The organism is Oligoflexus tunisiensis, from assembly GCF_001748245.1.
Lineage (GTDB): Bacteria > Bdellovibrionota_B > Oligoflexia > Oligoflexales > Oligoflexaceae > Oligoflexus > Oligoflexus tunisiensis.
In genome coordinates, this window is the sequence record NZ_BDFO01000001.1 from 498828 (window position 1) to 523901 (window position 25074).

Below are 25074 nucleotides of genomic sequence, written 5' to 3' on the forward strand. Positions count from 1 at the left end.
TTGGAGCGCAGTTGGGCTAGAAATTGGGGCTCTGTTCACAAAGGATGCCTCATGGGTTTCAAACCACGTTCCACGCCCATCATGATCAGTAAAAATGCCGGCAAACCTGTCGAAAAAAGACCGGAACTTTTGTACTGCGGCCTGCATATTTGCGAAACCCTGGTGCGTCTCCGCAAGCAGGATATTATTCGGGTGTATTGCACCGAGGAGCTGCTGGCCAGCTTTGGTGAGCTCCTGCGCTGGTGTGCCCAACAAAAGAAGGCCTATCATATCGTCAGCCCAGCGGATCTGGAACGCATCACAGCTTCCGTGCATCATGAGGGTGTGGCGATTCTCGCCCGGGCTCCTGGGCACGGCAACGAGCAGGCCCTGCGCAAAAGGCTCGAAATCTTCCCACAGCCTTTTATCTTTCTCGATGGCGTCCAGAATCCCCACAACATAGGTACCATCATGCGGGTGATGGCTCACTTCGGCTGGCGAACGCTGGCCGGACATCAGCAGCTGCCCCCACTGTCTGCGGCGACGGCACGGGTGAGTGAAGGGGGCGCGGAATTTGTGGACACCTTTGTGCTGGATCATGCCCTGAACTTTCTCAAGAGTTTGCGTCAGCTGGGTTATCGCATCGTCGGGACATCAAGCCATGCGCGCACTTCACTTTATGCGCAGCCTTTGGCGCAAAAATTATGTCTGGTCATGGGGCATGAGGTGCATGGCGCCTCACCGGAAATTGAAGCGCTTTTTGATGATGCGATCGTGATTCCTGGCACTGGCGCCGTGGAAAGTTTGAATGTGGCGGTGGCTACAGGTCTGATGCTTGGGGAATATAGTCGTTTGCACGGCGTGCGGAAGGACAGCGCATCGGCAGAGCCCTGAGCGTTCCTCACGCCACATCCTTTCGAGGCGGTTTTTTCTCGTCCATCAGGTGAAGGTCATTCCCAAAAGCAGGCCCATGGCGGGCGGGGCCGATGGTGCGGATCAGAGCATCGGCGGCAAGGGGTTTGGTCAGCACACCATCCATGCCTGACTGCCAGGCCTTCTCCTGGATTTCCTCCGGACTGTTGGCTGTCAGAGCAAAAATCAAGGGTCCACGCTTGGGTTGATGGAGAGCCCGAATACGCTGCGTGGCCTCATAGCCATTCATTCTGGGCATGCGCCCATCCATGAAAATTACATCATAGTGTTTTTGCCTGACCTTGGTGAGAGCCTCGACTCCATCCGCGGCGGTATCCACCGTAAAACCGAGCTGGGTCAGAAGGCTTGCGGTTTCTGTTTGATTGATAAGATTGTCATCGACCACCAGGATATCCTGATGCCGCGATAAGGCCGCAGACGTTTCCTTCTGTTGCGAGATCAACAGGATATTCAGCGCGAACGTGAGAAGCATGCAGAGCGAAGTCATGAATATGGGATCACCCATGCGATCCGCATGAAAGGTATAAGCAGGAAAATTCACCTGAAGGCCGAGCGCCTGCGGACCCACTTCGAGAGTGTGCTGGAACTTTCCGTAAAGCGGAATGCGCGGGATCTCCGCCAGGTCTGTTCCAAACCAGCCTTGCCAGGATTCCTGTGCGGTCGGGTCCAACGGCTTAAGACGCACATGAAACGCAGGATGATCCAGCTGGGAAAGAGCCGGTTGGATCAGGGATTCCACGGGCACGATCCTAAGGAAAAGACCCGGGAACCGGGAATTCATCCCCTTCTTCACAAGGATGATCACTTTCATTCCATCGTGATCCAGCAGCGGACTGGCCCATGACATTTCACTCTGCCAGGCCTTCTGCAAAAGAGATTCCATGGGAGGCAGGGATTCAGGAATGTGATGATGGCCCGCTTCGTATGGAATCCAGTGAGTTTGGACCCGGTTCTGATGCCGGGCTGGTTCCTGTGCGATCAACTCCCGAGGGTCGACGATGCGGGAGAATTCCACGAGCATCTCAAAGTCCCGCAGAATGTGAGCGGTCTCCTGCTGTACACGGGTGTGAAAATCCAGAACGCTATGGTTCAAATCACTTTGATGACGGCGATCGTTGCGCGTCAGCTGCACAACCAGAACCATAATGATGGACAGACTGAGGCCCGCCGGAACCAGGAGCCAGGGCCAGGTTTTCATTCGGAGCTGACGCGGATTCCAGGTGCGATGCAGACGTATGAGCAGCATAACGAATCCACCGGCACCAAAGGAATCACCCAGCCACCACCAGATCCAGTTGGTCAGGATGCTGCGCGTTTCAATAATGTGAAAGGCTGCGAGAGTGCCTGTTCCGATCGTGGCGGCGGTCAGGCAGGTGACAGGCCCCAGCAAAAACGCTTCGCAGGAGAGGCGAAGAGGACGGGATGTCTGCGGCAGGCGCCGATCCAAAGCGTGATAGATCAGGGAACCCAGATAAGCCTGAACGCTGCTGCCGAGCGCGATACCGGACTGCAGGAGAATCTGATTCATGGGATCCCGCAGCAGCTCTTCAGGGCGTAAATTGGTGACGATGGATCCCAGGAAAACAGCCAGGCTGAGCGAGGGACCCCAGACGATGGTGGCCGCGATCGCGATGCCGGCCGCGGGCCAGATGGGGGATGCGTAGCCCGGCGGCAGTGCCAGAAGCAGGGCCAGCCTGGCAGCCGCAACATAAGCGAGAAAAACCCAGAGCTGGCGCATGATGCTCGGGATAAGGTCACTGTCTTTTTGCTTCACGCCGGGTATCACGACATCTCCCGATTCTTCACCTTGGAAGTATCGGATCGGGAGAGGAGAGGTTGCGTCGGATTTGGATTTGTTTACCTAAATATCAGCTTTTTCACAAACAACCTTATCGTCACTGCAGAAGGCCTTGCTTCCCTTTTCACAGGCATTCAGGGTCCGGGCCTTGGCCTCCAGGCTGGTCTCACCCTTGCCGTGAAACGTTCCAAACGGGGTATTCAGAAGGCAGCTGAAGGTGGGTCGCAGGTTCCGCAGACGCTCGACTTCATTTTGGAGCTCACGCACGGTGACCTCAAGGGCGCGCATGCGATCATCAAGGTCAGAATGAAGTTGGGAGCTGTGGGCCAGGGCGGATGGGCTCAGAACGCTGAGGGTCAGGATCAGGGGCCATATTTTCATGTCAGTCCTCGCTTGTCAGGGAAGGGATGCTTGCTGCGTGATTTGGATTGCAGTGGTTATACCATAGACAAGTACTTGAAATTATATAAAGTTGCACGGCTTCTGGTCGTGATCCGACTGGCTCAGTTGTGTCCTTTTTTGTCTTTTGACCAAGGACCCGGCTGATTCTTCCTCCCTTTTTAGTAAGTTTTTGAGCCTGGGCGCCGAAGCGTTGATGGGCAGAATAATCTGGAATGCGCCCGGAGCAGGGATGATCCGTCTGATCCTGACATGGATGGTCATGGTCCTGCTGCTATCATGCAGCAGCACCCCACAGCGGTCGGTGACCGAAGAGGACGATTTTGCCTTGGATCTGGAGGATGATGGCGACAAGGTTGATGACAAGGGCTATTTCAGCGATTTGCAGCGCAGTGATGCAGCCCTTGGCTTTGAAAGTTCGTTCCCTTTGCCTTTTGCTGTGGGCAAGAGCATCGATCGTTTTGAAACCACACCGGAGCAGGCGAAAAATCCTTCCGCTTCCGTGATTTCCGTTATGCTCGGAACCTGCAAATTCGCTTTGAAAACCGGACCGGTGCAGGTCGATCGTTATATCCTCGCAGGGCAGTGGATCAAACTCAATGAATCGCTGCCGGCGAGTGTGCCAGTGAAGCTTGAACCTTATATGGATTTGAACCTGAAAATGGCAGCCAAGCTGGTTGTGGATATAGCGAATTCGGATCTTCCGACCTGTCGGGCCCTGTTGTCCGGTCGCCGGGTTTATATCGGGCGTTTTCATCTGAACAAGTCGCGCGTGGGACTGCTGGCTGGACCAGGGTATCCGCGTGCGGTCTTCTCTTCGCGCTCCATGGAACCCAGGGGCAAACGGGTTTTCATTCGCTGGCAGCCGGGAGCCGCGGCACCGATGTTGATCGATGATTTTGATTTTCCGGCCACCTCGGAATCCGGGATTTTCCGCGCACTGATGGGCGAAAAGGGTTATTATTATCTTGTGTTTCAACCGGCCCTGCGCATGGATCAGGTCGATGAGGTGATGATCAAGATTCCCTTTTCACCTGACGGCAGGAATCGTAAACAGAATCGGAGCAGGCCCAGGAGGAAGCAGGACTCCTGATTTTCTGTTAGAATCGTAAGGCAAGGAGGATTGGACGCATGACAGAAGGCGGCCAAAATCAACGTGAGCATTATCGCATCTTTTACCGGGCCCCGGACCAGCCGGTATTTCAGTGCGATCAGGGCAAGTTTCCCGTGCTGGACATTTCGGAAGGCGGTTTCCGTTTTTCCTTTAAAAAGGGCGCGCTTTTCCTGGAAAAGGATTATTTGGAAGGCACCATTCATTTGCCGAACAAACGCGGAACGGTGTTCGTCAAGGGTCATGTGCTGCGGGTCTTCGATCAGGAGATCGCTGTGCATCTCGATGCCGATGGCCGGATTCCTTTGGCCAGGATCATGGAAGAGCAGCGAATCCTCATCCAGAAAGGGCGTCTGTGATCAGTGGAAATTGCGTGCAGGAGGAAGCCGTGCAAACATTTCCTCCGCAACGTCAACGGGCATGCTGGTGGTGCGCTCCAGAAGGGAAACAATTTTCGGATCCTTGATCTGCCTTGGGAAGACATGCTGCACCAGGATCGAGTGACCTTCCCCCTGCCTTTGCAAACGTCCCCTCACACATAAAAATGCATGCGTATGCGCGATGTGCTTATAAAGGGCCAGCGTCTGCGGCGTAAAAACGAGATTGATAAATCCGGTTTCATCCTCCAGCGTAAAAAATTCCATCCCCTTGGCGGTCATCGGCGCCTGCCGCACCAGAACGAGACCAAAGGCATGCACGGTGACTCCATCACGTCGTTGCGTCAGCTGCTGCGCCGTTTCCAATTTTTCAGCCGGCAGTTCATAAGCCCAGAAACGTTCCCGGAGAAGCAGGGCCGGATGCTGGCCGAGGGTGGTGGAAAAGCTGCCAAAATCCCTTTCCATGCGCAGCTGATCATCCTCGGCGGCGAAATCATAGGGCAGCTCATGATCCAAAAGCGGGGCAAAGGGCACGGCTTCGGTCAGCCAGATGGCAGCCGCGCGATCGATGCCAAAACCCTGCAGGGCCCCGGCCGCCGCCAGAGCCGTAAGATCCGTGCGATGGGCCACGTTTTCCTGTAAAAAAGGGCCAAGACTGTTCCAGAATCCCTGCCTTTGCCGTCGCTCGATGAGGCGCCGGGCTCCGGCCTGCTGCAGTCCGTTGACCAGATGAAAACCAAGACGAATGGCCCAGACACCGGGAGCCTGCTCCTCCAGTGTGCTCTCCCATTCCGAACGATTGATATCGATCGGCCGGAAGTGAAGTCCTTCACGTCGCGCGGTTTGCACCAGGGCATGGATGGAATAAAAGCCCATCGGCTGGGAATTCAACAGCGACACATAGAAAGCGGCGGGATAGTGGCATTTCAAATAACTGGAGGCATAGGCGATCATGGCGAAGGAAATCGAATGGGATTCCGGAAAGCCATAGTTGGTGAAGCCATGCAGATGGCCGAGCATCTGTTCGATGAATTTTTCCTGCAAACCGCTTTGCCGAAAACCCTGCTCCAGTTTTTCCACCAGAGGACCAAAACCCCGGGACGGTGTCCAGCTGCCGATATGCTTGCGCAGCTGATCCGCTTCCGATGCGGAAAACCTGCCGACCAGCATGGCGATGCGCATCACCTGTTCCTGAAAAATGGGAATGCCGAGCGTGCGCTTGAGGATGGGAATCAGCCGCGGATCCGGATAGGTGATCGGCTCGGTGCCCTGCTTGCGGCGCAGATAGGAATTGATGAGGCCACCGACGATCGGTCCGGGACGAATGATGCCGATCTGCACCGCGAGTTCATAGAAATTTTCCGGGCGCAGACGCGGCAGCATCGACATCTGCGCACGGGATTCGATTTGAAAGGTGCCAACCGTTTCCGCCCTTTGAATCATGCGATAAGTGGCCGGATCGTCGGGCGGTATTTCATAGAGTGTATAGCGTTTGCCCTGGGTCCTATGCACCAGATCGAAGGCCTTGCGAATGACCGTCAGCATGCCAAGGGCCAGCACATCGATTTTAAAAATATTCAGCGCCTCGATATCCTCCTTGGACCATTGCACCACGGTCCGGCCTTCCATGGTCGCAGGTTCAACGGGCACGATGCTGGTCATGTCCTCATGATTCAGAATGAAGCCTCCTGAATGAATGCCCATGTGCTGCGGAAAACCTTTGATACGCTGGGCGAGATCAAACCAGAGATCCACCGGAAGGCTCGCGTTCACAGTTGGATCACCCCAGCCTGAGGACTCACCTTCCGCAAGGGTCGGAGCCTTGTCCAGACGCTGCAGGCGCCTTTCCTGCAAAAGGTTGACGTCCTGAATGATGGCCATGGGAATTCCCAGCGCCTTGCCCACCATGCGCAGGGCACTGCGGCTGCGAAAGGCGATTACGTTGGCAACCATGGCGGCACGGTGTCGTCCGTACCGCTCATAGATATGCTGAATGACCTCCTCGCGCCGCTCATGCTCAAAGTCCACATCGATATCCGGAGGCTCGCCCCGCTCGGCACAAAGAAACCGTTCGAAGAGCAGATCAAAGCGTTCAGGGTTCACCGCGGTGATATTGAGAACATAGCAGATGGCGGAATTCGCGGCGGATCCCCGACCCTGACAGAGTATATTTTGGGAACGCGCCCAGCTGACGATTTGCCAGACGGTAAGAAAATAATCGGCAATGTTGAGCTGCGCGCTCAGATTCAATTCCTTCTGCAGGGTGTTGAGGACCGTATCGGGAATACCGGCCGGATAACGTTGCCGTGCCGCCTCCCAGGTGATCTCTTCCAGATAGCTCTGGGCCGTATGCCCGGGCGGCAGCATTTCCTGGGGATACTGATAGCAAAGTTCACCCGGATGAAAATGAAAGCGTTCGGCCAGGGCCGCCGCGCGTCGCAGGGCCTCCTGAAAGCCAGGCAGAGCCTGGTAGCGCTGATAAAGCAAAGCGGGCGGGTGCAGACAACGCTCCCGGTTGACGAAAAGATGGGGGATCACCTCATCCACGGTTTGATTCAGGCGGATGGCCTGCAGGATATCGCAGAGCTCCTTGGCCTTTTCCTCATGGAAGAAAGCGTCCTGGCTGCAAAGCCAGGGGATGTCGAGGCGTCGGCTCAGTTCCAGAGTCAAAGGAATCCAGTGATCCTCGGCTGGATTCAGATGCCGACTGATCAGAAGGAAAAAGTTGTCCCCAAAGGCGTCGCGCAGAGACTGATAGCGCTCCTGCACCCGGGCCATGGGCTCGCGGCGGATCAGACCACGCATGGGCTGCAGGCAGATCAGATCCGGACTGGCCTTGGCCAAAAGATGATCCAAAGGCAGCACCGCCCGGTCCTTGCTGTCCCGATGGGCGAAGCTGATCAGCTCATTCATCTGCCGATAGCCGGATCGATTCAGAGCGAGGAGGATCACACTATCCCGATAGACCACCGGCCTCTGGTGATCGGCGGCAAGATGCATTTCGCAGCCATGGAACAAGGGCAGTTTCTGCGGTTCGGGCCATTCCTGCTGGCGACGCCAGGCCCGCACGATTCCATAAACGCCATCATAGTCCGTGATACCGAGGCCGCGATAACCAAGATCATGGGCTCTCTGCACGCAGTCCTCGGGATGGGAGGCGCCGGTGAGAAAACTGAAATTGGTATGGCAGGTCCATTCCCACCAGGGCAGCCCGGCGTCAGCCATAGATGCCGAGAACCAGAAACTGTCCGGCTGATTCCCGCGCCACCCAAAGAAGCTGCTGGTCGCAAAGGACCTCATAGTAATCGCGCACTGCGGTCTGACCCGGGCGGAGCCACCACTTCTCCATGGTCCGTTCCCGGAATTTCCATAAAAGGCTCTGGCCAGGACGTGCGAGCGGATAGGCTTTCTTTTGCATGTAGAGCGGCCGGCTGCGGCCAAGACTTTTTAAACTGCCGCTATGATCGAGCATGGGCGGCAGAACCCGATCCAGGCTGTCCCGTGCAAAGGAATCCTCGGGCACCCAATCATCACGCAGGGCATAGGATTCGAGTGGAGCGGGCAGCTGATTTTCCAAATTCAGCAGCTCCTCCCAGTCCTTGTGTTCCCCTTCGTTGAAGAGGGTCAGTTGCCGGGGTGGCGGCCGCAGTTTTTGAGTGATGCGCAGTTCCCAGGATACAATCCAAAAGCAGGGATCATCGGGCTGGCTCAACCTCTGCTGCTGCAAGGCTCTTTGCAGAGCAAAGGAGATTTGGAGCAGGGCTGTCCTCTGTTGGGGATGATCATGCTGGAGGCTATGGGGATGGCGGAAAAGGATGGATACAGGAAGTTCTTGCAGGTTATAGAGGACAATCTTCCACTCCATGGCCAGAATACGTTCACCATCCTTAAAGGAACTTAAGAACCGGAAGCGGTTGAGGTCCTCGCGCAAATAAGTTTCAAGAACATCCCAGTCACGCGTGGGTGCATCCAAAACGCGACGCACGCAAGGATCACTTTTCTGTTCCTCCCGGCGCCAGGGAAACAAAAAGGGCACCGGCGCATGACTCGGAAGGGGTTGCGGCGTTGGCTGCCAGGTCAAACTCCAAAGATCGCCAAGAAACGCTCCAAATCTTCGCCGAATATGTTCGGGCGGCAGCTTCTTGAGATGATGCGGCGTGCTGCAGCCGAGTCGACGCATAGCAAGCTGCATGGGCCTTCGACGCTTTTGCAGTTCCAGGCGCGCGCTTTCTCCCGGATTATGATCGGCATACCGGGCACAGGCCTGCCACCAATCATCCCAGCTGAGCCCCTGCAAAAGATTGTCACCCATGGAGCTGTGCCGGTTGATCAGACCGAAATAATTCTGTTGGGCCAGGCAGGGCAAAAGCAAAAGCGCCTGCCAGGGATGATCCCCGAGCACCGCGCGATAGTGTTGCACGCCGCAGAGTTCGTCGAGCTGGTTCAGCAGGAGTTGATGAAAGCTTAACTGCCTGGTTTGCGCCTGGGACTGCCAGTAGGCCTGGCAGCTGGCCAGATCAATCAGCCATACATCATCGGCCCAGTGCATCACTTCGGGACTTAAACTGTGCGCCAGCTGCCGCGCTTCCTCGGCGGAAGCGGTCCATTGCAGGGCCAAAAAACGATCCTGCTGGGAGCTTTGCAGATTCCGTGTGAAGTCCGGAAAGGACAGGAGCTTATGCATGGCTGTCTCCTTTTAAATGAAACTCTGAAAAGGCAGCAGGAGCTGCCGCTGTTGATGACCCTTGAGAAGCGTGAGGACGACATGCTGCTGCGCAAAGTTCCGTCCGCAGTTGATACGCAGCCTGGCCCAGACGTTGCCGCGCTCTCTTGTCAAAGTGTAAGGATGCAAAACCAGAATGTGCTGCTGCAGACGGCGCGCCTGTCTTGCAAGAAAAGCATAGTCCTCGTCCATCAGGCGGGGTATGCCGTCCAGGACGATCACGCGAAAAAAACCGGAAAGAAAGAGTGGTTTCAATTCGATAAGGGGTTTGGTGCTGCAGGCAAAGCGCAGCCTTTCAAGCTGCACCCCACGGGCATGCCAGGCCAGAGGATTGACACAAATATCCTTTTGTCCGTAAACCCAGAGAATCCAGGCGGGAGGCTGCTCTCCTTGGGCACTGACCAAAAAGGGCAGAATAAGATCCCTGAGTCCACAGCCCCAGGGAAGACCCCATTCGCTAAGGTCTCCCCAGCCCAGACCGCCACCTAAAAAGCTGTCGAGCAGAGGCAGACGACTCGGCAGCGGCGGCTGCAGAAACCCACCGCGCCCTTGGGGGAGCTGGCTTGCACGCATTGTAACAATTGATTTTTTCTCGCTCTTTTGCACTTCAGACCCCTTACCATACAAAAGCATGGTAACCAGGTCCCGGACGCTTCGTCAACTCCGCCCGAATATGTCATCCCCTGGAGTGAGGGGGCTTTCACCGATTTCCCTAACTTAATTATCAAGACTGGCGCGGGTTTGCCGATGCATAGGGCAGAACCATGGAGGAGCGGTTTGCAGGAACCGACCAAAAATACCAGCAACTCTCAGCACGGGCAAAACTCGCAGAGGCTCTTCGTGCTCGCGTGGCTGTTTTGGGTTTTGCTCCTGCAGCTCATTGGCCCGACCGCCGTGCATGACTCGATTCAAACCTATGCGGCGGACCCTGTGCTGTTCCATGTTCGGGAGAAACTGGGCAAGACACCGAAGCTTTCGCCGCGTTTAAAAATTATGGCGCTCGATGATGGCAGCGTCGAACTTCTGAAGAAAACCGAACTCAGTATCCATGACCTCTCGCTGCTGCTTGGTAACATTGCGCAGAAAAAACCGCGAGCCATCATCCTCGATAAGGTCTTCTCCCTGGTGCCGGAACAAACCAATGAAGAGGATTTTGAGCGTCTGCGCCAGATCAAGGAGGCGCCGATCTATACCGGCTCGTGGATCAACCAGAACGCCATTAAACTGCGCTCGGCTTTGGAACTGGAAGAGGAAAAGTACGGTCCCACGCGTTGGCTCAAACCCGGCGCTCAGTGGGATGATGTCTTGCGGCATCTGCGCGATGGCAAGGACATGAAGGATACCTCAGGTTTCATTTATGCCTATGAGAAGGCCCTCCAGGGTGCCTTCAGCGGCGTGGGCCATCTGCGGATCAATACGAGCGGCAGCGTGCAGCCTTTCATTCTTTACAAAACCCATTACCTGCTGCCCCACCTGGCTCTTTATGCGGCGGATCGCATTGAAGTGGGACGCAATCTGGAAATCAACGGGCAGAAGGTTCCGCTGCGGGACAACGGCAGCGTCTATGTCAATCATCGGCCTCTGTCGCTCTTCTACGATGTCGCTCACATGCGCAGTCTGCAGTACCCCCTGAAGCGCGCCCGCGAGGGTAAGGAGGAGACGTGGGTCCAGGAAGGGGATGTGGTTCTCATCCTCTTCGACTTCTTTACCGGCGCCACCAACTTCATCGAAGGCGCTCCCTTTGGTGACCTGCCGAACGGCATTCTGGTTTCGACGCTGGTGGACTCGGTTCTGGAAAATCGCTGGCTCAAACCCATGGGCTCGCTTCCCTGGCTGATCTTTTTGGGAACGGTCTTGGGAACGGCCATAGCCCGCTACACAGGTCCCATGCAGTACTGGGCCTTCCTCTTCATGATGGCCGCGAGCTGGTTTACGCTCGTGAATTATCTCTTCAGCTATCACAGCATTCTTCTGCCCTGGGTTCTGCCCTTGATCGGTATGCTCGGTGGCGGGATCATCCAGTATATCTATAACCGGCTCGGCAGTGAGTGGCGGGTGATGGAAGTTGAAAACCAGTTTCTGCAGGAACGCGCCCGCCGTCTGGAAGAGGAAAAGGCCAAGGTGCAGTTTGCGGAACGCCTGAACCTCGGTCGCGCCGTGCAGGAAATCCTCCTGCCTTCCCAGGAGGAACAGGTCTTTGGCTCCTTTACCGTTTCCATGAGCTATCTGCCCGCGCAGGAGATGAGCGGGGACTGGATCTATCTTTGGGAAGCCGGCGACAATGAACGGCGGCTCTTCCTGGGTGATGTGGTGGGCAAGGGCCCCTCGGCGGCCATCCCCGTTGCCGTGATCATCGGCATCCTTGGTGAATGCCAGGGCCTGGGCATGTCCATTCACGATACTCTGCAGCGGGTCAACCGGCGGCTCCTCGAACTGTTCGACAAGCAGATCAGCAGCTCGGTCACCGCCATTGCCCTGCATAACGATGGGCAGGTGGAACTCTACAATGCCGGATCCCCAGGCTGGTTTTTACGGGAGGGCGGACAGGCCCGTTATATTCCTCTGCGATCCTCCGCCCTGGGTGTCACTGAAGATAATGTGATCGCCTGCGAAGCGCTCAAGCCGGCTCCGGAAGCCATTCTCTTTACCTTTACCGACGGTTATATGGAAGGCTCTCGCGCGTTCAAGCGCCTGATCCAGCGTGTGGACCAGATGCCGGAAGCCCCCTTGGTGATCGACAGCCTGCAGTCAGTCCTGGATGAAGTCGGCAAGGACTTCCGTTTGGAAGATGATCGCTCCCTGCTCCTCATCAACTGCCAGAAGGCCTCGTGAAGACCTTTATAACCGATTGAAATTCCATGTAAAATAAACCGCTTCGCGCGGGCGAAAATTCTGTCGCAGAATTTGTAGTCTGTGTCAGAAATTATGATAGTACCGCATGCAATCATTATCAGAACTTATGACTGGCATTATCCTTGAAAGAGGAAAGAGATACGAAATGAGGGTACAACAACTGTTGTGAAGGATGTTTGCCATGCTGATGTCATTGCTGATGACTCTGACTCTGGTCGCTCAAAACGAGACGAATGATTCCAACGATCAGGCCGTGCAGAGCTTCGCGGATCGATTGAAGGCCAGCCATGAATTGAAAAAGCCGGAGGCTCTGGAGCCCGAGGATGAAGAAGCGCCAAGCAAGGAGTCGCATGCCACGCGAACCTTTCAGGTGCGCATGACACAAACTGTGGCTCGCCGTCGCTGAATTTCACGCTTCAGCTGCACTGCTGCATGGAAACGTGCATGCCTTTCCTCCGAAGGATTCCGCATGCCGCCCTGTCTTTTCAGCTTTCGCAAAAGCGCGACAGTTTTTGATTTACAAATAGACAAGTTCGTTCGAGGATGACCACATTTCATGTCATCCAAGGAGAACGAGCATGAAATCTCTTCCCCACGTTTCCTCCCTTATCCTTTTTCTAAGTTTTTGGTCCTGTGGGCAACCCTCTGGATTGACCCACAACAGTCATGTTCACGAGGCGCCGGATGCGATCAACGCCTATCAACGAATGGGATTGGACACCAAACCCTATACCGATGTCCGGGCCACAGCGCAAATCAACAGTCCGCAAAAATTCTGGAGCGGATTTTACTGGCCCACCTATCAGGGTGGCATCAGTTACAGGTGGCAGTATGGGGGCCAGACGGAATCCTATACAGCGTATCTGTATCCGATCCCTTCCTTCCCCGAGTATCAGCAGCTCAGGCCTGAGCAGCTGCAAAGGCTTTCACCGGCGGAAAAGTATGACGTTTGGGTGAATGATCCGGCCATGACGCTGACCCGTATCGAGCGTCAGAAGGTGATCAACACGGCTCAGAATTATAACAATACCATTCCCACCTGGTTTGGCATTTGCGATGGCTGGGCTCTGGCGACTTCGATGGAGGATGAACCGATCCGGATGGTCCGTGCCCAGTCGCCCAGCGGCCAGATCGTTCCCTTTTATCCCGAAGATATCAAAGCGCTCATGTCCCAGTACTATGCGCACGCGCGCAAACAGTATGTCTCAGCCGGGGGGCGTTGCAACCGTCCGCAGGTGACCAAGGATGCCAATGGACGCGTGATTGAACCGGAGTGCCGGGATATCAATCCCGCAACTCTTCATCTGGCCATGGATCGCTTTGTGGGAGACAAGGAGCGCAAGCTGATCATTGACATTTCACGGGATGAGATGGTTTGGAACTACCCGATTTATAACTACCGCATTCAATATAATAATCTGCGCCGGTTTACGCCCCATCCTTCCTATCCTCATGCGGCGCCTGGAACTCAGTATTTGATCAACGTCAACGCAACGGTTGTCCTGGTGAGCGGGGACCAACCAACGACGCAGCTGGTCCCACAACGCGCCTACCTGCAGAAGGTTTGGCAGTATGTGCTCGAGCTGGACGGCAGCTACAACATTATCGGTGGCGAATGGATCACGGATGAACATCCCGACTTTGTCTGGATTGTTCAATCGGCTGCCAATGGATCCTCGCGTATCGATTATCAGAACCTCTCCGCTCTCGCCCAGGCCGCACGATCCTTGTAATGTTCCGTTCTCGCCGCACAGAGTGATCCACGCGATCACTCTGTTTGTATGAAGCAGTCTGCCATGCAACTTCCTCAGCGCATGTTCTTCCCAGTATTCTACAGCCTTCACTTTTCAGTGGTATTCATCAGCCAGGCATATATTTTGATGGGGCTTTAATAACTCTCATTTGGTGGACATTCATGCAAAAATACTTAACAGCCCTGGGCCTGCTCGGCCTGGCCTGGGATATCCAGGCCCAAAATCAACCACTCGAAAAAATGTCGGTCGTTGGAACACGCGTCATCGGTCGCAGCGCCGACGAAGCAGCTGTGGCGATCGAGATTTATGATGAGGAGCAGCTGGAAAAGACCGGCATTGCCGAAACGGGAAAACTGCTGCAGGCTCTTTCGCCGAGCTTCAATTTTTCCCAGACCACGGTTTCCGATGGAACGGATTCCGTCCGGCCCGCGACCTTGAAAGGCATGGGACCTGACCAGGTCCTGATTCTGGTGAATGGCAAACGGCAGCATAGCCAGGCTCTGCTCAATGTGCAGCAGACCGTCGGTCGCGGATCGGCCGGCACCGATATCAACGCCATTCCTGTCTCGGCCATCAAGCGGGTCGAGGTCCTGCGCCAGGGCGCTTCCGCACAATACGGATCGGATGCGATCGCCGGTGTCATCAATATCGTTCTCAAGGATGGAAGCAGCGGCAATCAGGTTCACGTCTATGGGGCCCGCAATTATGAAGGTGACGGCAACACGGCCAAAACCGGAGTCACAGCCCGGACCCTGGTCGGAACCGACAGTTTTGTCACGCTGAGCGGGGAAATTCAAAAACGCGGCGAAACCAATCGCGCGGAAATCGATCAGCGTTTTGGCCGGCGTACCATGAAGATTGGAGAGTCCGAGGCTTTGGATGGAGCCGCCTTCCTCAACAGTGAATGGCGCCTCAATGATCGCACCGAATTTTATCTTTTTGGAGGCGTGGCGCAAAGACAAAGCGAATCCGGTGGATTTTTCCGTGAACCGGACAGTGACCGCAATAATCCCAACATCCATCCCAACGGCACCCTGCCGCTGCTCGTCACGCGCATTGATGATCGTTCGGTGGCGGCCGGCTTGAGGCGTGAGGTGGGAACCGGCGACCTTGACCTGAGCTATAGCTATGGAGAGAACAGTTTTAATTTCCGTTCCAAAAACTCGATGAATATTTCCCTGGGCGATGCCTCACCCACGGAATCAGACGATGGCACCTTGAAATATGCGGATGCCTCCGCCAACCTCGATCTGCGGCAGAGGCTGGTCGAGCAGAACAACTGGGAGCTGGATTTAACCACAGGGCTGGTCTATCGCCAGGAACGTTATCAGATCATCGCCGGAGATCCTGCCTCCTGGACCTATGGCCCGGCCAATGACTATTCCCTGGAACTGCTCGGCCCAACGGGGCAGCTGGCACCGGCCGGCATGCAGGGATTTCCCGGTTTTCAGCCGGCCAATGAAGTCGATGCCACCCGCTATTCCAGGGCAGCTTTTGTGGATTTGGAATCGCGCGTGGCCCAGAATTTTCTGACAGCCGTGGCGGGACGCTATGAGGATTATGAAAACGTTGGTTCCTCCACCACGGGACAGCTGTCGCTTCGTTATGATGTGACGCCGCAGCTGGCCTTTCGCGGAACAGTTTCCACCGGCTTCCGTGTTCCCTCCCTGCAGCAGGTCAATTACAGTTCGCGCAGCACGACCTTTGCCGGTTCGGAACTGACGGAAACCCAGACCGCGCGTCAGGACAGTGCCATCTTCGAAGCTATCGGCCTGCGTGATCTCAAGAATGAAACCTCCATCAACCAGTCCATCGGCATGTTCGCCAAACCTCTGCCGCGCATGACCGTCTCGGCTGATGTCTATCGCATCCGGGTGCAGGATCGCATTGTGCTTTCGGAATTCTTGAATGCGGAGCCTGCGGCTGGCTGCACTCCGGATAACAGCAACTGTCCGATCCGGGCTGTCCTGGAACCACTCAATGTCGATGCCGCCCAGTTCTTCACCAATGCCATCGACACCGATACCCGGGGTGTGGATCTGCTCGTGGATTATCTGATTCCTTTGAGCCCGGGCCGGACCGTGAACACACGCCTCGGCTACTATCGCAATCAAACCGAGGTCCTGGACGTCAGAGCCCCGGAGGGCATCGATCCCAATCTTATCTTTGGCCAGGGACAAATCGTCCTGACCGAGGAAGGTCAGCCGCGGGATCGCATTCAGCTGGCGGGGGAATACAACCAGGCACGCTTCAATGCAGGCGCGCAGCTGAACTACTATGGAGAAGTTTCAGGCGCCGGCTTTGGTGGCTACAAGCAAACCTATGATGGGAAATGGATCACCGATGTGCACTCCGGTTATGCCTTCCCCGCCGGCATTCGCCTGGATGTGGGAGCGCAGAATGTTTTTAATATCTATCCTGAAGCCATGAATTCCGATCATCCGGTGCGCACCTATGCAGGCGGCAGTTTCAAGTATTCCTGGGAAACCACGCCCTTTGGTTTCAAGGGCGGTCTTTATTATTCACGCCTCGCCTGGAATTTCTGAAGCGGGTTGGACCAAAGGCAGTTCCATCTTAAAGGTGGTGAACCGTGCGGATGTGTCGAGCCATAGATGACCCTGATGCTGCTCGACGATCCCTTTGGCAATGCTGAGCCCCAGGCCCATGCCTTTGCCGATGGGCTTGGTGGAAAAGAAGGGTTGGAAGAGTCGTTCCTTCTGCTGTGCTGTCAGCCCGGGACCGCTGTCGGCCACGATAAAGACCACGCGTTCCTTGTCATGGGCGGTCCAGACCCGGACCCAGCGTTCCGAAGCTGTGACCACCGCATCATGGGCATTGGACAGAAGATTCAAAAGAGCCTGCGCGATCTGCGACTGATGACAGGAAATCATGAGGGAGTCGGTTCCATTGCGGTCCACTGTCAGCTCGATGCCGTGATGCTGAAACTTCTGCCGGCACAGGGTATCGGTGTGAGCGAGAATGTCCCGAACACTGCAGTTCTGGAAAGGGTCCCGGGCGCCATCACCCGAGATCAGCAGAAGACTCTGCACAATCTGCGAGATGCGACCGGAGCCTCGCTCCAGATTCTGCAGCGATTCGGCCAGCTCGGTCGCGCTCAGCTTTTCCTTTTGCGCCCGGGCTTTCAGGGTATAAAGCTGGGCCACAATGATGGAAAGAGGATTATTGATTTCATGGGCGATGCCGCCCGCCATCTCACCGAGCGCCTGCATTCTTGAATTCTGCACGAGAGCCGACTGCTGACGTTCGATTGTATTCTTGGCCTGCTGCAGGTGGATGCCTGCGGCGACCATTTCATTTTGAATTTCCAGAAAACGCATCCGCAGAAAGTCGAGGATCAGATAAAGGAAAAGAAAGGAGCCGTTGAGGATGGTCAGGCGCATGGCTGTGATCATCCACTCGGGCTGCACCCGGTTCAGCCGGAATACATCATAATTCTGCCATTCCAAAATATTCCAAAGGATCGGCCCCAAAAAGACCGCCGCCCATTCGATTCCGCGCTGCGGACGCAGGAGAATGATCTGACATAAAAAGGCGCTCAAGGCAATGAGCTGCACGAAAGCCTGTTCCCCGAGGAGATTGGCGAAGGTGAAAAACGTGAGGTTTTGCAGAGCAATCAGGAGCGCCTTGAGACGGGACTCCGTTTTGCGTTCGAGGTGCCACAGGATCAGATGCATGGGAATCACAAAAGCCAGCAGCACCAGCAGTTCCTGATGGCGTTGGCCGAGCAGGAGGATCAGGGCGAATAGCGAATCCATGACCGTCAGCGTCCGTCTGATACTTCGGATCTGGCGTCGGTTGGCTCCCGCCTCGGATTTTTTTACTTGCTGCAGCATGGTCAACGTGCCCGCCTTGCCCTACCTACGGGTTGCGCGCGTATCCTAGCCGCTGAGAAAGAATATGTAAACAGGATCAGGAGGGAGAGGACGTCGAGTTATCGCCAGAAATCGGGTCACTGGCGATAAACTCAGGGGCTGAATATTGTCAGTATGGCGGGTTTCGCCATTATCAGTTCAATTCGAGGAGGGTACGTTGCAGGGCCACTACCCGGCCGAGGACGGCGAAGGGCTCTTCATCCGCATAGATTTCATTGAAATCAGGGTTTTCCGGCTTCAGGTACCAGCCGCGGCGGCCGTCAAGACAGAGGCGTTTCACCGTTGCATTCTCGCCCACCTGGGCGACGACGATGGTGCCATGCGGAGCGTCCTGCTGCTGCTGAATCACCAGCCAGTCGCCATCGAGGATGCCGGCGTGCAGCATGCTCAGACCTTTGGCCTGCAGGGCAAAAAGATTTTCCTGCGTCACGGAGCGGGGCAGAAGACTGCTCGAAACCCGAATATAACCAGAGTGATCTTCAATCGCTTCGATGGGCACACCGGCGGGCACCTTGCCGAGGCAGGGCACAAGAAAGGAATCGCCCATGTCGCCAGGAGCCGCGAGTTTCACACCGTAAAACGCCTTGCCCTTGTCGGACAGGGTCAGGGAACGTGCGGCCTGTTTCATGGGGGTGGTGATAAACCCTTTTTTCCGCAGCGAGGCAATCACATCCTGAGCGGAACCAACAGCTTTATAACCCATAAAGTCACAGAGTTCACGAAGCGTCGGCGCATAGCCCACGCGTTCGGTGTGCGATTTTATAAACTCGAAAGCTTTGAGCTGGCGTGGAGTCAAGTTCTGCATAAGCTGCACCTTTCAGAGTCAATTCGTTATCGAAGATATCCCATAGCATCCAATCGTTCGAGCAGGGGCGGATGCGAATGATAAACCCCTGAATACCAGGGGTGACTGATAGGCATGAGATGACTGTTTTCCCGGAGTTTGAGCAGGGCATCGCCCAGCTTGCGCTTGTCTTCGATGTTTTGCAGGGCAAAAGCATCGGCCTGGAATTCATTGCGCCGTGAGATCTGACTCAGGAGCGGCTGCAAAATGAAACTGACGGGGCCAAACCATAGAGAAAATACCACGAGCGCACCGTAGACGGAAACGGCCGGCAAACCGAAAGCCTGATAGAAGCTCACGAGGGGCAGGCACAGGCTGAGCCCGTAAAACATCAGGCCGGTGATGAAAAAGCTGCGAATGAGCGACCAGCGCACGTGATGCAGTTTGAAGTGCCCCAGTTCATGGGCCAGCACGGCGACGACCTCACCCGGGCTCATGCTTTTCACCAGGGTATCGAAGAGCACGATTTTCTTTTTGCCAAAAACGCCCGTGAAATAGGCGTTGCCATGCGAGGATCGTTTCGAGGCGTCCATGATGGAAATGCCCGCGGTATCGAAATCGATCTTGCGCGCCAGCCGGTAGATATCATCCCGCAAGGGGCCCTCCTCCAAAGGATGAAACTTATTGAAGAGCGGCGCCAGCAGGGTGGGATAGAGCCAGGCGGTCAGAAGGCTGAAACCAAAGAGAAGGAGCCAGGCGGGAATCCACCAGTTGCTGCCGCTGCGTCCCATGACGAGGAGCAGGGCGGCCAGCAAGGGCCCGCCGAGCAGAACAGCGAGCAGAATCGTTTTGATCTGATCGCTGATAAAGCCTTTCAGCGTCTGGCGATTGAAACCGTGCTTCTGTTCGATGACAAACGTGAAATAAAGGTCGAAGGGCAGGCTCAGGACATAGCTTAATGCTCCCAGCAATCCAAAAAATCCCAAACCGGTAAGAATTGGGTTGGCCGCGCCACCTGTCAGCGGGCTGATGGTCCGTTCCACCCAGCCGAGGCCCCCGGCCACGAGAAAAACCAGGGTAACCAGCAGCTGAACAGCGTTGGAGATCTGAGCGAATTGATACTTATCCCGGGCATAGGCCGAGGATTTGGCCATCGCCTCAGGACTGATACCGAGGACTTTGGCGGCTTCCGCCTGACGCTTTAGGTCCTGGGCATAGCGGTGGTTCAACCAGGCCAGCAGAGTTTCGATGCTATATTGCCCGAGGCGGAGAATGAGATAGACGGTCAGTATGGGAGTAGCGTTCAAGGGATTTCCCCATAAATAGTTACGGACCCAAACTAACGATAGGTGAGCCAAAATGCAAAGTAAAAAAGTGAAGAATGTCGAGTGGCTGTCGAGTTTTTGCAATTCTTTCAGCGCCAAATAGTCTATCCAAGTCAAAGACTTGCCTGGCCTAGCCTCAACCTGCAGGGCCGTTGTGCCGACAAGAGGGCACCTTTCCTGGAGTTTGAGCATGTCGTCTGCATTCGAACCACATCCTCTCTGTCCCGGCGGTCAACTGCAGACCGTCGTCGCCTATTTCTGGCCTGATTCAACGCCGATAAAACCGGATGAGCAGGTGATCGTCCCTTTGTCGGACGGTGATGCCATCGTTCTCGACATCAATCACCCTGCGGAGCCTTCCCCACGAACGCCTATAGTTTATCTGATGCATGGCCTCGGTGGCGATTCCGATTCCACGTATAAGTTACGCCTCGCCAGCAAGCTGACCAAGCTGGGCATGTGTGTGATTCGCCACAATCACCGTGGAGCCGGGGCACATGGGAAACTTGCCCGCCGCATCTATCATTCCGGTTCCGTCGGCGATGTGCTGGCCGGTCTGCAGACCGTTACGGAGCGCTGGCCTGATAGCCCGCTGCTGGTCGTGGGCTTTTCCCTGTCAGGCACCATTCTCTTGAATCTTTTGGGCGGGAATGTGAAAGACATTCGCGAGCTGCCGCAGATCAAATCCGCACTCGCCGTCTGCCCACCGATCGACCTCGATTTGAGTTCACGCACCATTAATCAGTTCAGCAACAGGCACCTCGATCTTTTCTATGTGCGCGGTCTCCTGAAACAGCTGCTCGAACGCAGTGTGGTCGACGCGGAGTTCGTGGCCAGGAAAATGTCCCGACTTTCCTTGCGTCACTTCGATGAAGTCATAACTGCTCCATTGGCCGGATTCCTGAATCGCGAACACTACTACGATTCCTGCTCACCCAAGCATGTTGTGGGTAATATAGCTCTGCCCACTCTGGTCCTCGCGGCGGCCGATGATCCGATCATTCCGGTGTCTTCGGTTTTCCGAGCGCCCTATAGCACCAAAACCCTGCTTTCCGTGCAGAATTCTGGAGGCCATCTTGGCTTTATCAGCAAGGAACGGACGCCGCAGGGAGACAATCGCTGGCTGGACTACTTCGTAACAACCTGGGTTCACGAGCAGCTGCGCGCATGCGCTTGATCTGGACGATTCCCTAGCCAAAAATCAGCCTGACCTGAGCAACCCGAAGAGCAGACGCTGCTTCGGGTGATTTCGTTATGCAACGCAATTGCAAGTCAAGACGAAATGGATTAGAAGGGAGGTCACTTTATATTTCCAACCTGCGTTTTATGATCGGGAAGGTTGATGTTGGATTCCAAAGATGCCCTGCTCAGAGTGCGGGATCTTCGCACCTCTTTTCAGACGGAAAATGGGACTGTGCGTGCCCTTGATGGGATCAGTCTGGCCGTTGAAAAAGGCAAAACTCTGGCAGTGGTGGGCGAATCCGGTTGCGGAAAATCTGTCACCGCCATGACCATTATGGGCCTTGTGCAGGAAGCGAATGGCTTCGTCGAAAGCGGCGAAATTCTCTTCGAAGGCCAGGATTTAACCAAAATTCCGAAGGAAAAAATGCGCGCCATTCGTGGTGATCGCATTTCGATGATTTTTCAGGAACCGATGACCGCCTTGAATCCGGTTTACACGGTCGGCAATCAGATCGCCGAAGTGGTTCAGATTCACCGTGGCGCGTCCAAGCGCGAGGCCCTGCAGGAAGCCTTGCGTATGCTGAAGCTCGTGCATATTCCTGATGCTGCGCAGCGTCTTCATGAATATCCTTTCCAGCTATCCGGCGGTATGCGGCAAAGGGTAATGATCGCCATGGCTCTGGCCTGCGAACCCAGTCTTCTGATCGCGGATGAACCGACCACAGCCCTTGATGTGACCATTCAAGCGCAGATTCTGCGCCTGATGAAAGAGCTGCAGCAGGAAAAGAACACTTCGATCATTTTTATCACGCATGACCTCGGCATTGTTGCAGAGATGGCGGATCGTGTGGTCGTCATGTATGCGGGCAAGGCCGTGGAGCACGCGGATGTCTTCTCCATCTTTGAGAATCCGCGGCATCCTTATACCAAAGGTCTTTTGCAGTCCATTCCTTCAGCGACTGTCACCAAAAAGCAAAAACTCTTCACGATCGAGGGCACGGTTCCGAGTCTCCGCAATCTGCCCCAGGGTTGCCGTTTCAATACCCGCTGCCCCTTTGCCTTCGATCGCTGCTTTGTCGAGGCGCCGGATCTTACCGTTCTGCCCGGGGATCATCGGGTCGCCTGTCATCTGGAAGGAAAGTAAAATTTCATGACCAGCCTGCTCGACGTGAAAAATCTCAGCATGCATTTTCCCATCCGGGGCGGTCTGCTCAAGCGCCAGGTGGGTTCGGTGTTCGCTGTGAATGACATTTCATTCCAATTGGAGGAAGGCGAAACCTTCGGTGTCGTGGGTGAGTCGGGCTGTGGCAAATCCACGCTCGGTCGCACCATCGTGCGGATTTATAAACCGACCTCAGGCGAGATTCTGTTTCGCGGCCAGAATATTGCGCATCTGGATAAGAAGGCGCTGAAAAATTTCCGCAGGGAAATTCAGATGGTGTTCCAGGACCCCTACGCCTCCCTGAATCCGCGCAAACCCATTTTTGAAATTCTGGAAGAACCCTTCCTTTTGCATGGCCTGGGTTCCGCTGCGGAACGTCGCGCCAAGGTTGGCGAGCTCATGCAGCTCGTCGGTCTGCGGACGACCGATATGAACAAGTTCCCGCATGAATTCAGCGGCGGTCAAAGACAAAGGATCGGCATTGCCCGTGCCCTGGCTCTGCGGCCCAGCCTGATCGTCTGTGACGAGGCGGTTTCGGCGCTCGATGTTTCGATCCAGGCGCAGATCATCAACCTTCTGATCGATCTGCAGAAGCAATTCAAGCTGACCTATATTTTCATTTCACATGATCTGAATGTCGTGCGCTATATCTCGGACCGGGTGGCGGTGATGTATCTCGGTCGTTTGATGGAACTCGCGGAATCCTCCACGATTTATGCAAGACCCGCGCATCCCTATACCCGGGCCCTGATGGCCTCGGCTCCCAAGCCGGATCCGCGTCGCACTCAGAAACCGGCAGTTCTGGAGGGGGATGTCCCAAGTCCCAGTCGTCCCCCCACGGGCTGTCCGTTCCACACCCGTTGTCCTCATGCCGTCGCAATTTGCAAGGAGCAGCTGCCGCCATTGCTGCCGCTGGGATCCAACACAAAACATCTGGTCGCCTGCCATCTGGCGCAGGAATTGAACAAGGAGGCTCCTCTTTCATGATGAACATTCGCAACCATTGGCTCGCATTCATGTGCCTCCTGGGCGGTCTTGCTGTCCAGCCTGCCTGCACAAAGAAAAAGCCGGAAGAATCCAAGGTGAGCAGCACAAGCAGCTCGAGTCAGGGTAAACCGAAAATCTTTTATCACTATCGACGTTCCGAGGAAAAAAGTCTGGATCCCGTCAAGTCCTTCGACGAGGCCTCCCGGCAGCATGTGCGCAGCCTCTTCGATACGCTCCTGGAATACAATTACCTGAAGAGGCCTTACGAGCTGGCACCGCTGCTTTTGACCAAAATGCCGGAAAAACAGGCGGATGGTGTCACCTATCTCTTCACTCTGAAGCAAGGCGTCAAGTTTCATGACCATTCCGTCTTTCCGGACGGCAAGGGTCGGGAAATGAACGCGGATGATGTCATCTACTCACTCAAACGCTTTGCCGATGCCAATGCCAACCGACTGAGCTACACCCTGATCCAGGGCCTCATCGTCGGCATGGATGAATTCCGTGAGCTTTCCAAAAAGCATCCGCAGGGCTTTGACTACGATAAAAATAATATAGCCGGGCTGAAGAAGCTGGATAACTATCGTTTTACGATCACCTTCAAACGCGACAGCCCGCTGAACTTCTATCCACTCGCCTTTGAAGGCACATCGGTGGTGCCGCGGGAAGCCATTGCCAAATACGGGGATGACTTTGACAAAAATCCGGTCGGCACCGGGCCTTTTTCGATGAAGACCTATTCGCGGCGGGGGACCACCGTGCTGGTGAAGAATCCCAACTATCACGGCACCTATCCTACAGAAGGCGCGCCGGGCGATAAGGAGGCCGGCCTTCTGGAAGCCGCCGGCAAAAAGCTGCCTTTCGTGGACGAAGTGCATCTGCCTTTGATCGAGGAAACCCAGCCGCAGATGCTCAAATTCAAAAAGGGTGAAGTGGCCTGGGTGGCGATCGGCCGGGATGATTACGTGGCAATGGTGGAGCGGGTGCCGACCACCGATGGCACGAAGAAATTCAAACTCAAGCCGGAATTTGAAAAACAGTACGCTCTTTACTATGTGCCGAGTCTGGCCACCAATTTCATGCGCTTTGGCATGAAGGACCCGGTTGTGGGCAACAACAAGGCGCTGCGCCAGGCGATCGCTTATGCGATGAGCGCCGATGGCTTCATCGACCTGATGCTGAATGGTCGCGGCAATCGCTCCGAGTCGATCGTTCCCAATGAAATCGCCGGCAGCACCCGGGAAACAGGCTCGACCTGGTACACTCAGAATATCGAAATGGCGAAGAAAAAGCTGGCGGAAGCTGGCTATCCCGACGGCAAGGGACTGCCGACCCTGACCATCGAATACCGCTCAGCGACCAAGGATCAGCGGCAGCAGTATGAGTTCATGCGCAATGAACTCGCCAAGGCCAATATCAAAGTGCAGGGCAACTTCCAGTCGTTTTCGAACTTCCTGAAGAAGACCGATGAGGGGAACTATCAGATCGCCGATGCCGGCTGGAATGCGGATTATCCCGACGCGGAAAACTTCTACGCCCTCTTCTATAGCAAGAACAAGGCGCCTGGCCCCAACACCAGCAACTTTGCCAATGCAAAATTTGATGCGGCCTATGAAAAGGCCCGGCATATGATGAACGGACCCGAGCGGTACAAGCTCTTTGCGGAAATGGATGCGATCTTGAAAGAGGAAGTGCCCATGATCCTCATCACCAATCACTATGTGATGGGACTTTTGCTGCCCAACGTCCGCAACTTCAAGCGCAGTTTGATGGAAGAGTATCCGTACAAGTATCTGAACCTGGCTGACTAATCG

The 25074-nt window shown here is 55.3% G+C and carries 19 protein-coding genes; 11 read left to right on the top strand and 8 right to left on the bottom strand.

The window, feature by feature from the left end:
• The first annotated feature begins 51 nt into the window (after positions 1 to 51).
• Entirely contained in the window at positions 52 to 873 is an 822-nt protein-coding gene (locus OLTU_RS02300) for a TrmH family RNA methyltransferase (RefSeq protein WP_141731143.1), read from the top strand.
• Positions 874 to 880: 7 nt separating this feature from the next.
• Here OLTU_RS02300 and OLTU_RS02305 read toward each other — a convergent pair whose 3' ends face one another.
• Together OLTU_RS02305 and OLTU_RS02310 are read right to left on the bottom strand one after the other, a co-directional pair.
• Positions 881 to 2698 (bottom strand): response regulator, encoded by a 1818-nt coding sequence (locus OLTU_RS02305; RefSeq protein ID WP_141731144.1) that lies wholly within the window; start codon positions 2696 to 2698, stop codon positions 881 to 883.
• Between the two features lie 75 nt (positions 2699 to 2773).
• Positions 2774 to 3091: a hypothetical protein gene (locus tag OLTU_RS02310; protein ID WP_141731145.1), complete on the bottom strand. Its 318-nt coding sequence runs from the start codon at positions 3089 to 3091 to the stop codon at positions 2774 to 2776.
• Positions 3092 to 3341: 250 nt separating this feature from the next.
• On the opposite strand from OLTU_RS02310, the gene OLTU_RS02315 reads away from it, so the two are divergent.
• Both OLTU_RS02315 and OLTU_RS02320 read left to right on the top strand, forming a co-directional pair.
• Entirely contained in the window at positions 3342 to 4202 is an 861-nt protein-coding gene (locus tag OLTU_RS02315; RefSeq protein WP_141731146.1) for a hypothetical protein, read from the top strand.
• Between the two features lie 38 nt (positions 4203 to 4240).
• Positions 4241 to 4579: a PilZ domain-containing protein gene (locus OLTU_RS02320; RefSeq protein WP_141731147.1), complete on the top strand. Its 339-nt coding sequence runs from the start codon at positions 4241 to 4243 to the stop codon at positions 4577 to 4579.
• Here OLTU_RS02320 and OLTU_RS02325 read toward each other — a convergent pair whose 3' ends face one another.
• The 3 genes from OLTU_RS02325 to OLTU_RS02335 are packed head-to-tail and all read right to left on the bottom strand — an operon-like array spanning position 4580 to position 9893.
• Entirely contained in the window at positions 4580 to 7822 is a 3243-nt protein-coding gene (locus OLTU_RS02325) for an error-prone DNA polymerase (RefSeq protein ID WP_176736263.1), read from the bottom strand. It lies immediately after the preceding gene.
• A complete protein-coding gene (locus tag OLTU_RS02330; protein WP_141731149.1) occupies positions 7815 to 9281 on the bottom strand; it encodes a hypothetical protein in 1467 nt (488 codons plus the stop codon). Before OLTU_RS02330 ends, OLTU_RS02325 begins: the two co-directional genes overlap by 8 nt.
• Positions 9282 to 9293: 12 nt before the next feature.
• A complete protein-coding gene (locus tag OLTU_RS02335) occupies positions 9294 to 9893 on the bottom strand; it encodes a hypothetical protein (protein WP_218109795.1) in 600 nt (199 codons plus the stop codon).
• 204 nt (positions 9894 to 10097) lie between these two features.
• Here OLTU_RS02335 and OLTU_RS02340 point away from each other — a divergent pair, with 204 nt between their 5' ends.
• The 4 genes from OLTU_RS02340 to OLTU_RS02355 all read left to right on the top strand — a co-directional run bounded on the left by OLTU_RS02340 (position 10098) and on the right by OLTU_RS02355 (position 16473).
• The gene (locus OLTU_RS02340) at positions 10098 to 12152 is read left to right on the top strand and encodes a PP2C family protein-serine/threonine phosphatase (protein ID WP_176736264.1); all 2055 of its coding nucleotides are present in this window, start codon (positions 10098 to 10100) and stop codon (positions 12150 to 12152) included.
• Between the two features lie 202 nt (positions 12153 to 12354).
• The gene (locus tag OLTU_RS02345) at positions 12355 to 12579 is read left to right on the top strand and encodes a hypothetical protein (RefSeq protein ID WP_141731152.1); all 225 of its coding nucleotides are present in this window, start codon (positions 12355 to 12357) and stop codon (positions 12577 to 12579) included.
• 172 nt (positions 12580 to 12751) lie between these two features.
• Positions 12752 to 13906, top strand: coding sequence for a hypothetical protein (locus OLTU_RS02350; protein WP_141731153.1), 1155 nt, complete (start codon positions 12752 to 12754; stop codon positions 13904 to 13906).
• 182 nt (positions 13907 to 14088) lie between these two features.
• A complete protein-coding gene (locus OLTU_RS02355) occupies positions 14089 to 16473 on the top strand; it encodes a TonB-dependent receptor plug domain-containing protein (protein WP_141731154.1) in 2385 nt (794 codons plus the stop codon).
• On the opposite strand, the gene OLTU_RS02360 is transcribed toward OLTU_RS02355, so the two are convergent.
• From OLTU_RS02360 to OLTU_RS02370, 3 genes are all read right to left on the bottom strand, one after another.
• Positions 16450 to 17781 carry a sensor histidine kinase gene (locus OLTU_RS02360; RefSeq protein WP_141731155.1) on the bottom strand — a complete coding sequence of 444 codons (1332 nt, stop codon included), beginning with the start codon at positions 17779 to 17781 and terminating at the stop codon, positions 16450 to 16452. The two genes, OLTU_RS02355 and OLTU_RS02360, sit on opposite strands and share 24 nt — an antisense overlap.
• Positions 17782 to 17953: 172 nt before the next feature.
• Positions 17954 to 18625: a transcriptional repressor LexA gene (gene lexA / locus OLTU_RS02365; RefSeq protein WP_141731156.1), complete on the bottom strand. Its 672-nt coding sequence runs from the start codon at positions 18623 to 18625 to the stop codon at positions 17954 to 17956.
• A 26-nt stretch (positions 18626 to 18651) separates the two neighbouring features.
• A complete protein-coding gene (locus tag OLTU_RS02370) occupies positions 18652 to 19911 on the bottom strand; it encodes a M48 family metallopeptidase (protein ID WP_176736265.1) in 1260 nt (419 codons plus the stop codon).
• A gap of 208 nt (positions 19912 to 20119) precedes the next feature.
• Here OLTU_RS02370 and OLTU_RS02375 point away from each other — a divergent pair, with 208 nt between their 5' ends.
• The 4 genes from OLTU_RS02375 (at position 20120) to OLTU_RS02390 (ending at position 25071) form a co-directional block, all read left to right on the top strand.
• On the top strand, positions 20120 to 21106 hold the full coding sequence (locus OLTU_RS02375) for a YheT family hydrolase (RefSeq protein WP_141731158.1): 987 nt from the start codon (positions 20120 to 20122) through the stop codon (positions 21104 to 21106).
• Positions 21107 to 21271: 165 nt separating this feature from the next.
• Positions 21272 to 22255, top strand: a complete 984-nt coding sequence (locus OLTU_RS02380; RefSeq protein WP_141731159.1) for an ABC transporter ATP-binding protein — start codon at positions 21272 to 21274, stop codon at positions 22253 to 22255.
• 6 nt (positions 22256 to 22261) lie between these two features.
• A complete protein-coding gene (locus OLTU_RS02385) occupies positions 22262 to 23260 on the top strand; it encodes an ABC transporter ATP-binding protein (protein ID WP_141731160.1) in 999 nt (332 codons plus the stop codon).
• A complete protein-coding gene (locus tag OLTU_RS02390) occupies positions 23257 to 25071 on the top strand; it encodes an ABC transporter substrate-binding protein (protein WP_141731161.1) in 1815 nt (604 codons plus the stop codon). Before OLTU_RS02385 ends, OLTU_RS02390 begins: the two co-directional genes overlap by 4 nt.
• Positions 25072 to 25074: the final 3 nt, after the last annotated feature.

Excerpts from the sequence above, each read along its gene's own strand:
- OLTU_RS02320 (WP_141731147.1), top strand. The coding sequence starts at position 4,241 with ATGACAGAAGGCGGCCAAAATCAACGTGAGCATTATCGCATCTTTTAC.
- OLTU_RS02310 (WP_141731145.1), bottom strand. The coding sequence starts at position 3,091 with ATGAAAATATGGCCCCTGATCCTGACCCTCAGCGTTCTGAGCCCATCC.
- OLTU_RS02380 (WP_141731159.1), top strand. The coding sequence starts at position 21,272 with ATGTTGGATTCCAAAGATGCCCTGCTCAGAGTGCGGGATCTTCGCACC.
- OLTU_RS02325 (WP_176736263.1), bottom strand. The coding sequence starts at position 7,822 with ATGGCTGACGCCGGGCTGCCCTGGTGGGAATGGACCTGCCATACCAAT.
- OLTU_RS02390 (WP_141731161.1), top strand. The coding sequence starts at position 23,257 with ATGATGAACATTCGCAACCATTGGCTCGCATTCATGTGCCTCCTGGGC.
- OLTU_RS02360 (WP_141731155.1), bottom strand. The coding sequence starts at position 17,781 with ATGCTGCAGCAAGTAAAAAAATCCGAGGCGGGAGCCAACCGACGCCAG.
- lexA (WP_141731156.1), bottom strand. The coding sequence starts at position 18,625 with ATGCAGAACTTGACTCCACGCCAGCTCAAAGCTTTCGAGTTTATAAAA.
- OLTU_RS02375 (WP_141731158.1), top strand. The coding sequence starts at position 20,120 with ATGTCGTCTGCATTCGAACCACATCCTCTCTGTCCCGGCGGTCAACTG.
- OLTU_RS02315 (WP_141731146.1), top strand. The coding sequence starts at position 3,342 with ATGATCCGTCTGATCCTGACATGGATGGTCATGGTCCTGCTGCTATCA.
- OLTU_RS02345 (WP_141731152.1), top strand. The coding sequence starts at position 12,355 with ATGCTGATGTCATTGCTGATGACTCTGACTCTGGTCGCTCAAAACGAG.
- OLTU_RS02385 (WP_141731160.1), top strand. The coding sequence starts at position 22,262 with ATGACCAGCCTGCTCGACGTGAAAAATCTCAGCATGCATTTTCCCATC.
- OLTU_RS02335 (WP_218109795.1), bottom strand. The coding sequence starts at position 9,893 with ATGCGTGCAAGCCAGCTCCCCCAAGGGCGCGGTGGGTTTCTGCAGCCG.
- OLTU_RS02300 (WP_141731143.1), top strand. The coding sequence starts at position 52 with ATGGGTTTCAAACCACGTTCCACGCCCATCATGATCAGTAAAAATGCC.
- OLTU_RS02355 (WP_141731154.1), top strand. The coding sequence starts at position 14,089 with ATGCAAAAATACTTAACAGCCCTGGGCCTGCTCGGCCTGGCCTGGGAT.
- OLTU_RS02350 (WP_141731153.1), top strand. The coding sequence starts at position 12,752 with ATGAAATCTCTTCCCCACGTTTCCTCCCTTATCCTTTTTCTAAGTTTT.
- OLTU_RS02330 (WP_141731149.1), bottom strand. The coding sequence starts at position 9,281 with ATGCATAAGCTCCTGTCCTTTCCGGACTTCACACGGAATCTGCAAAGC.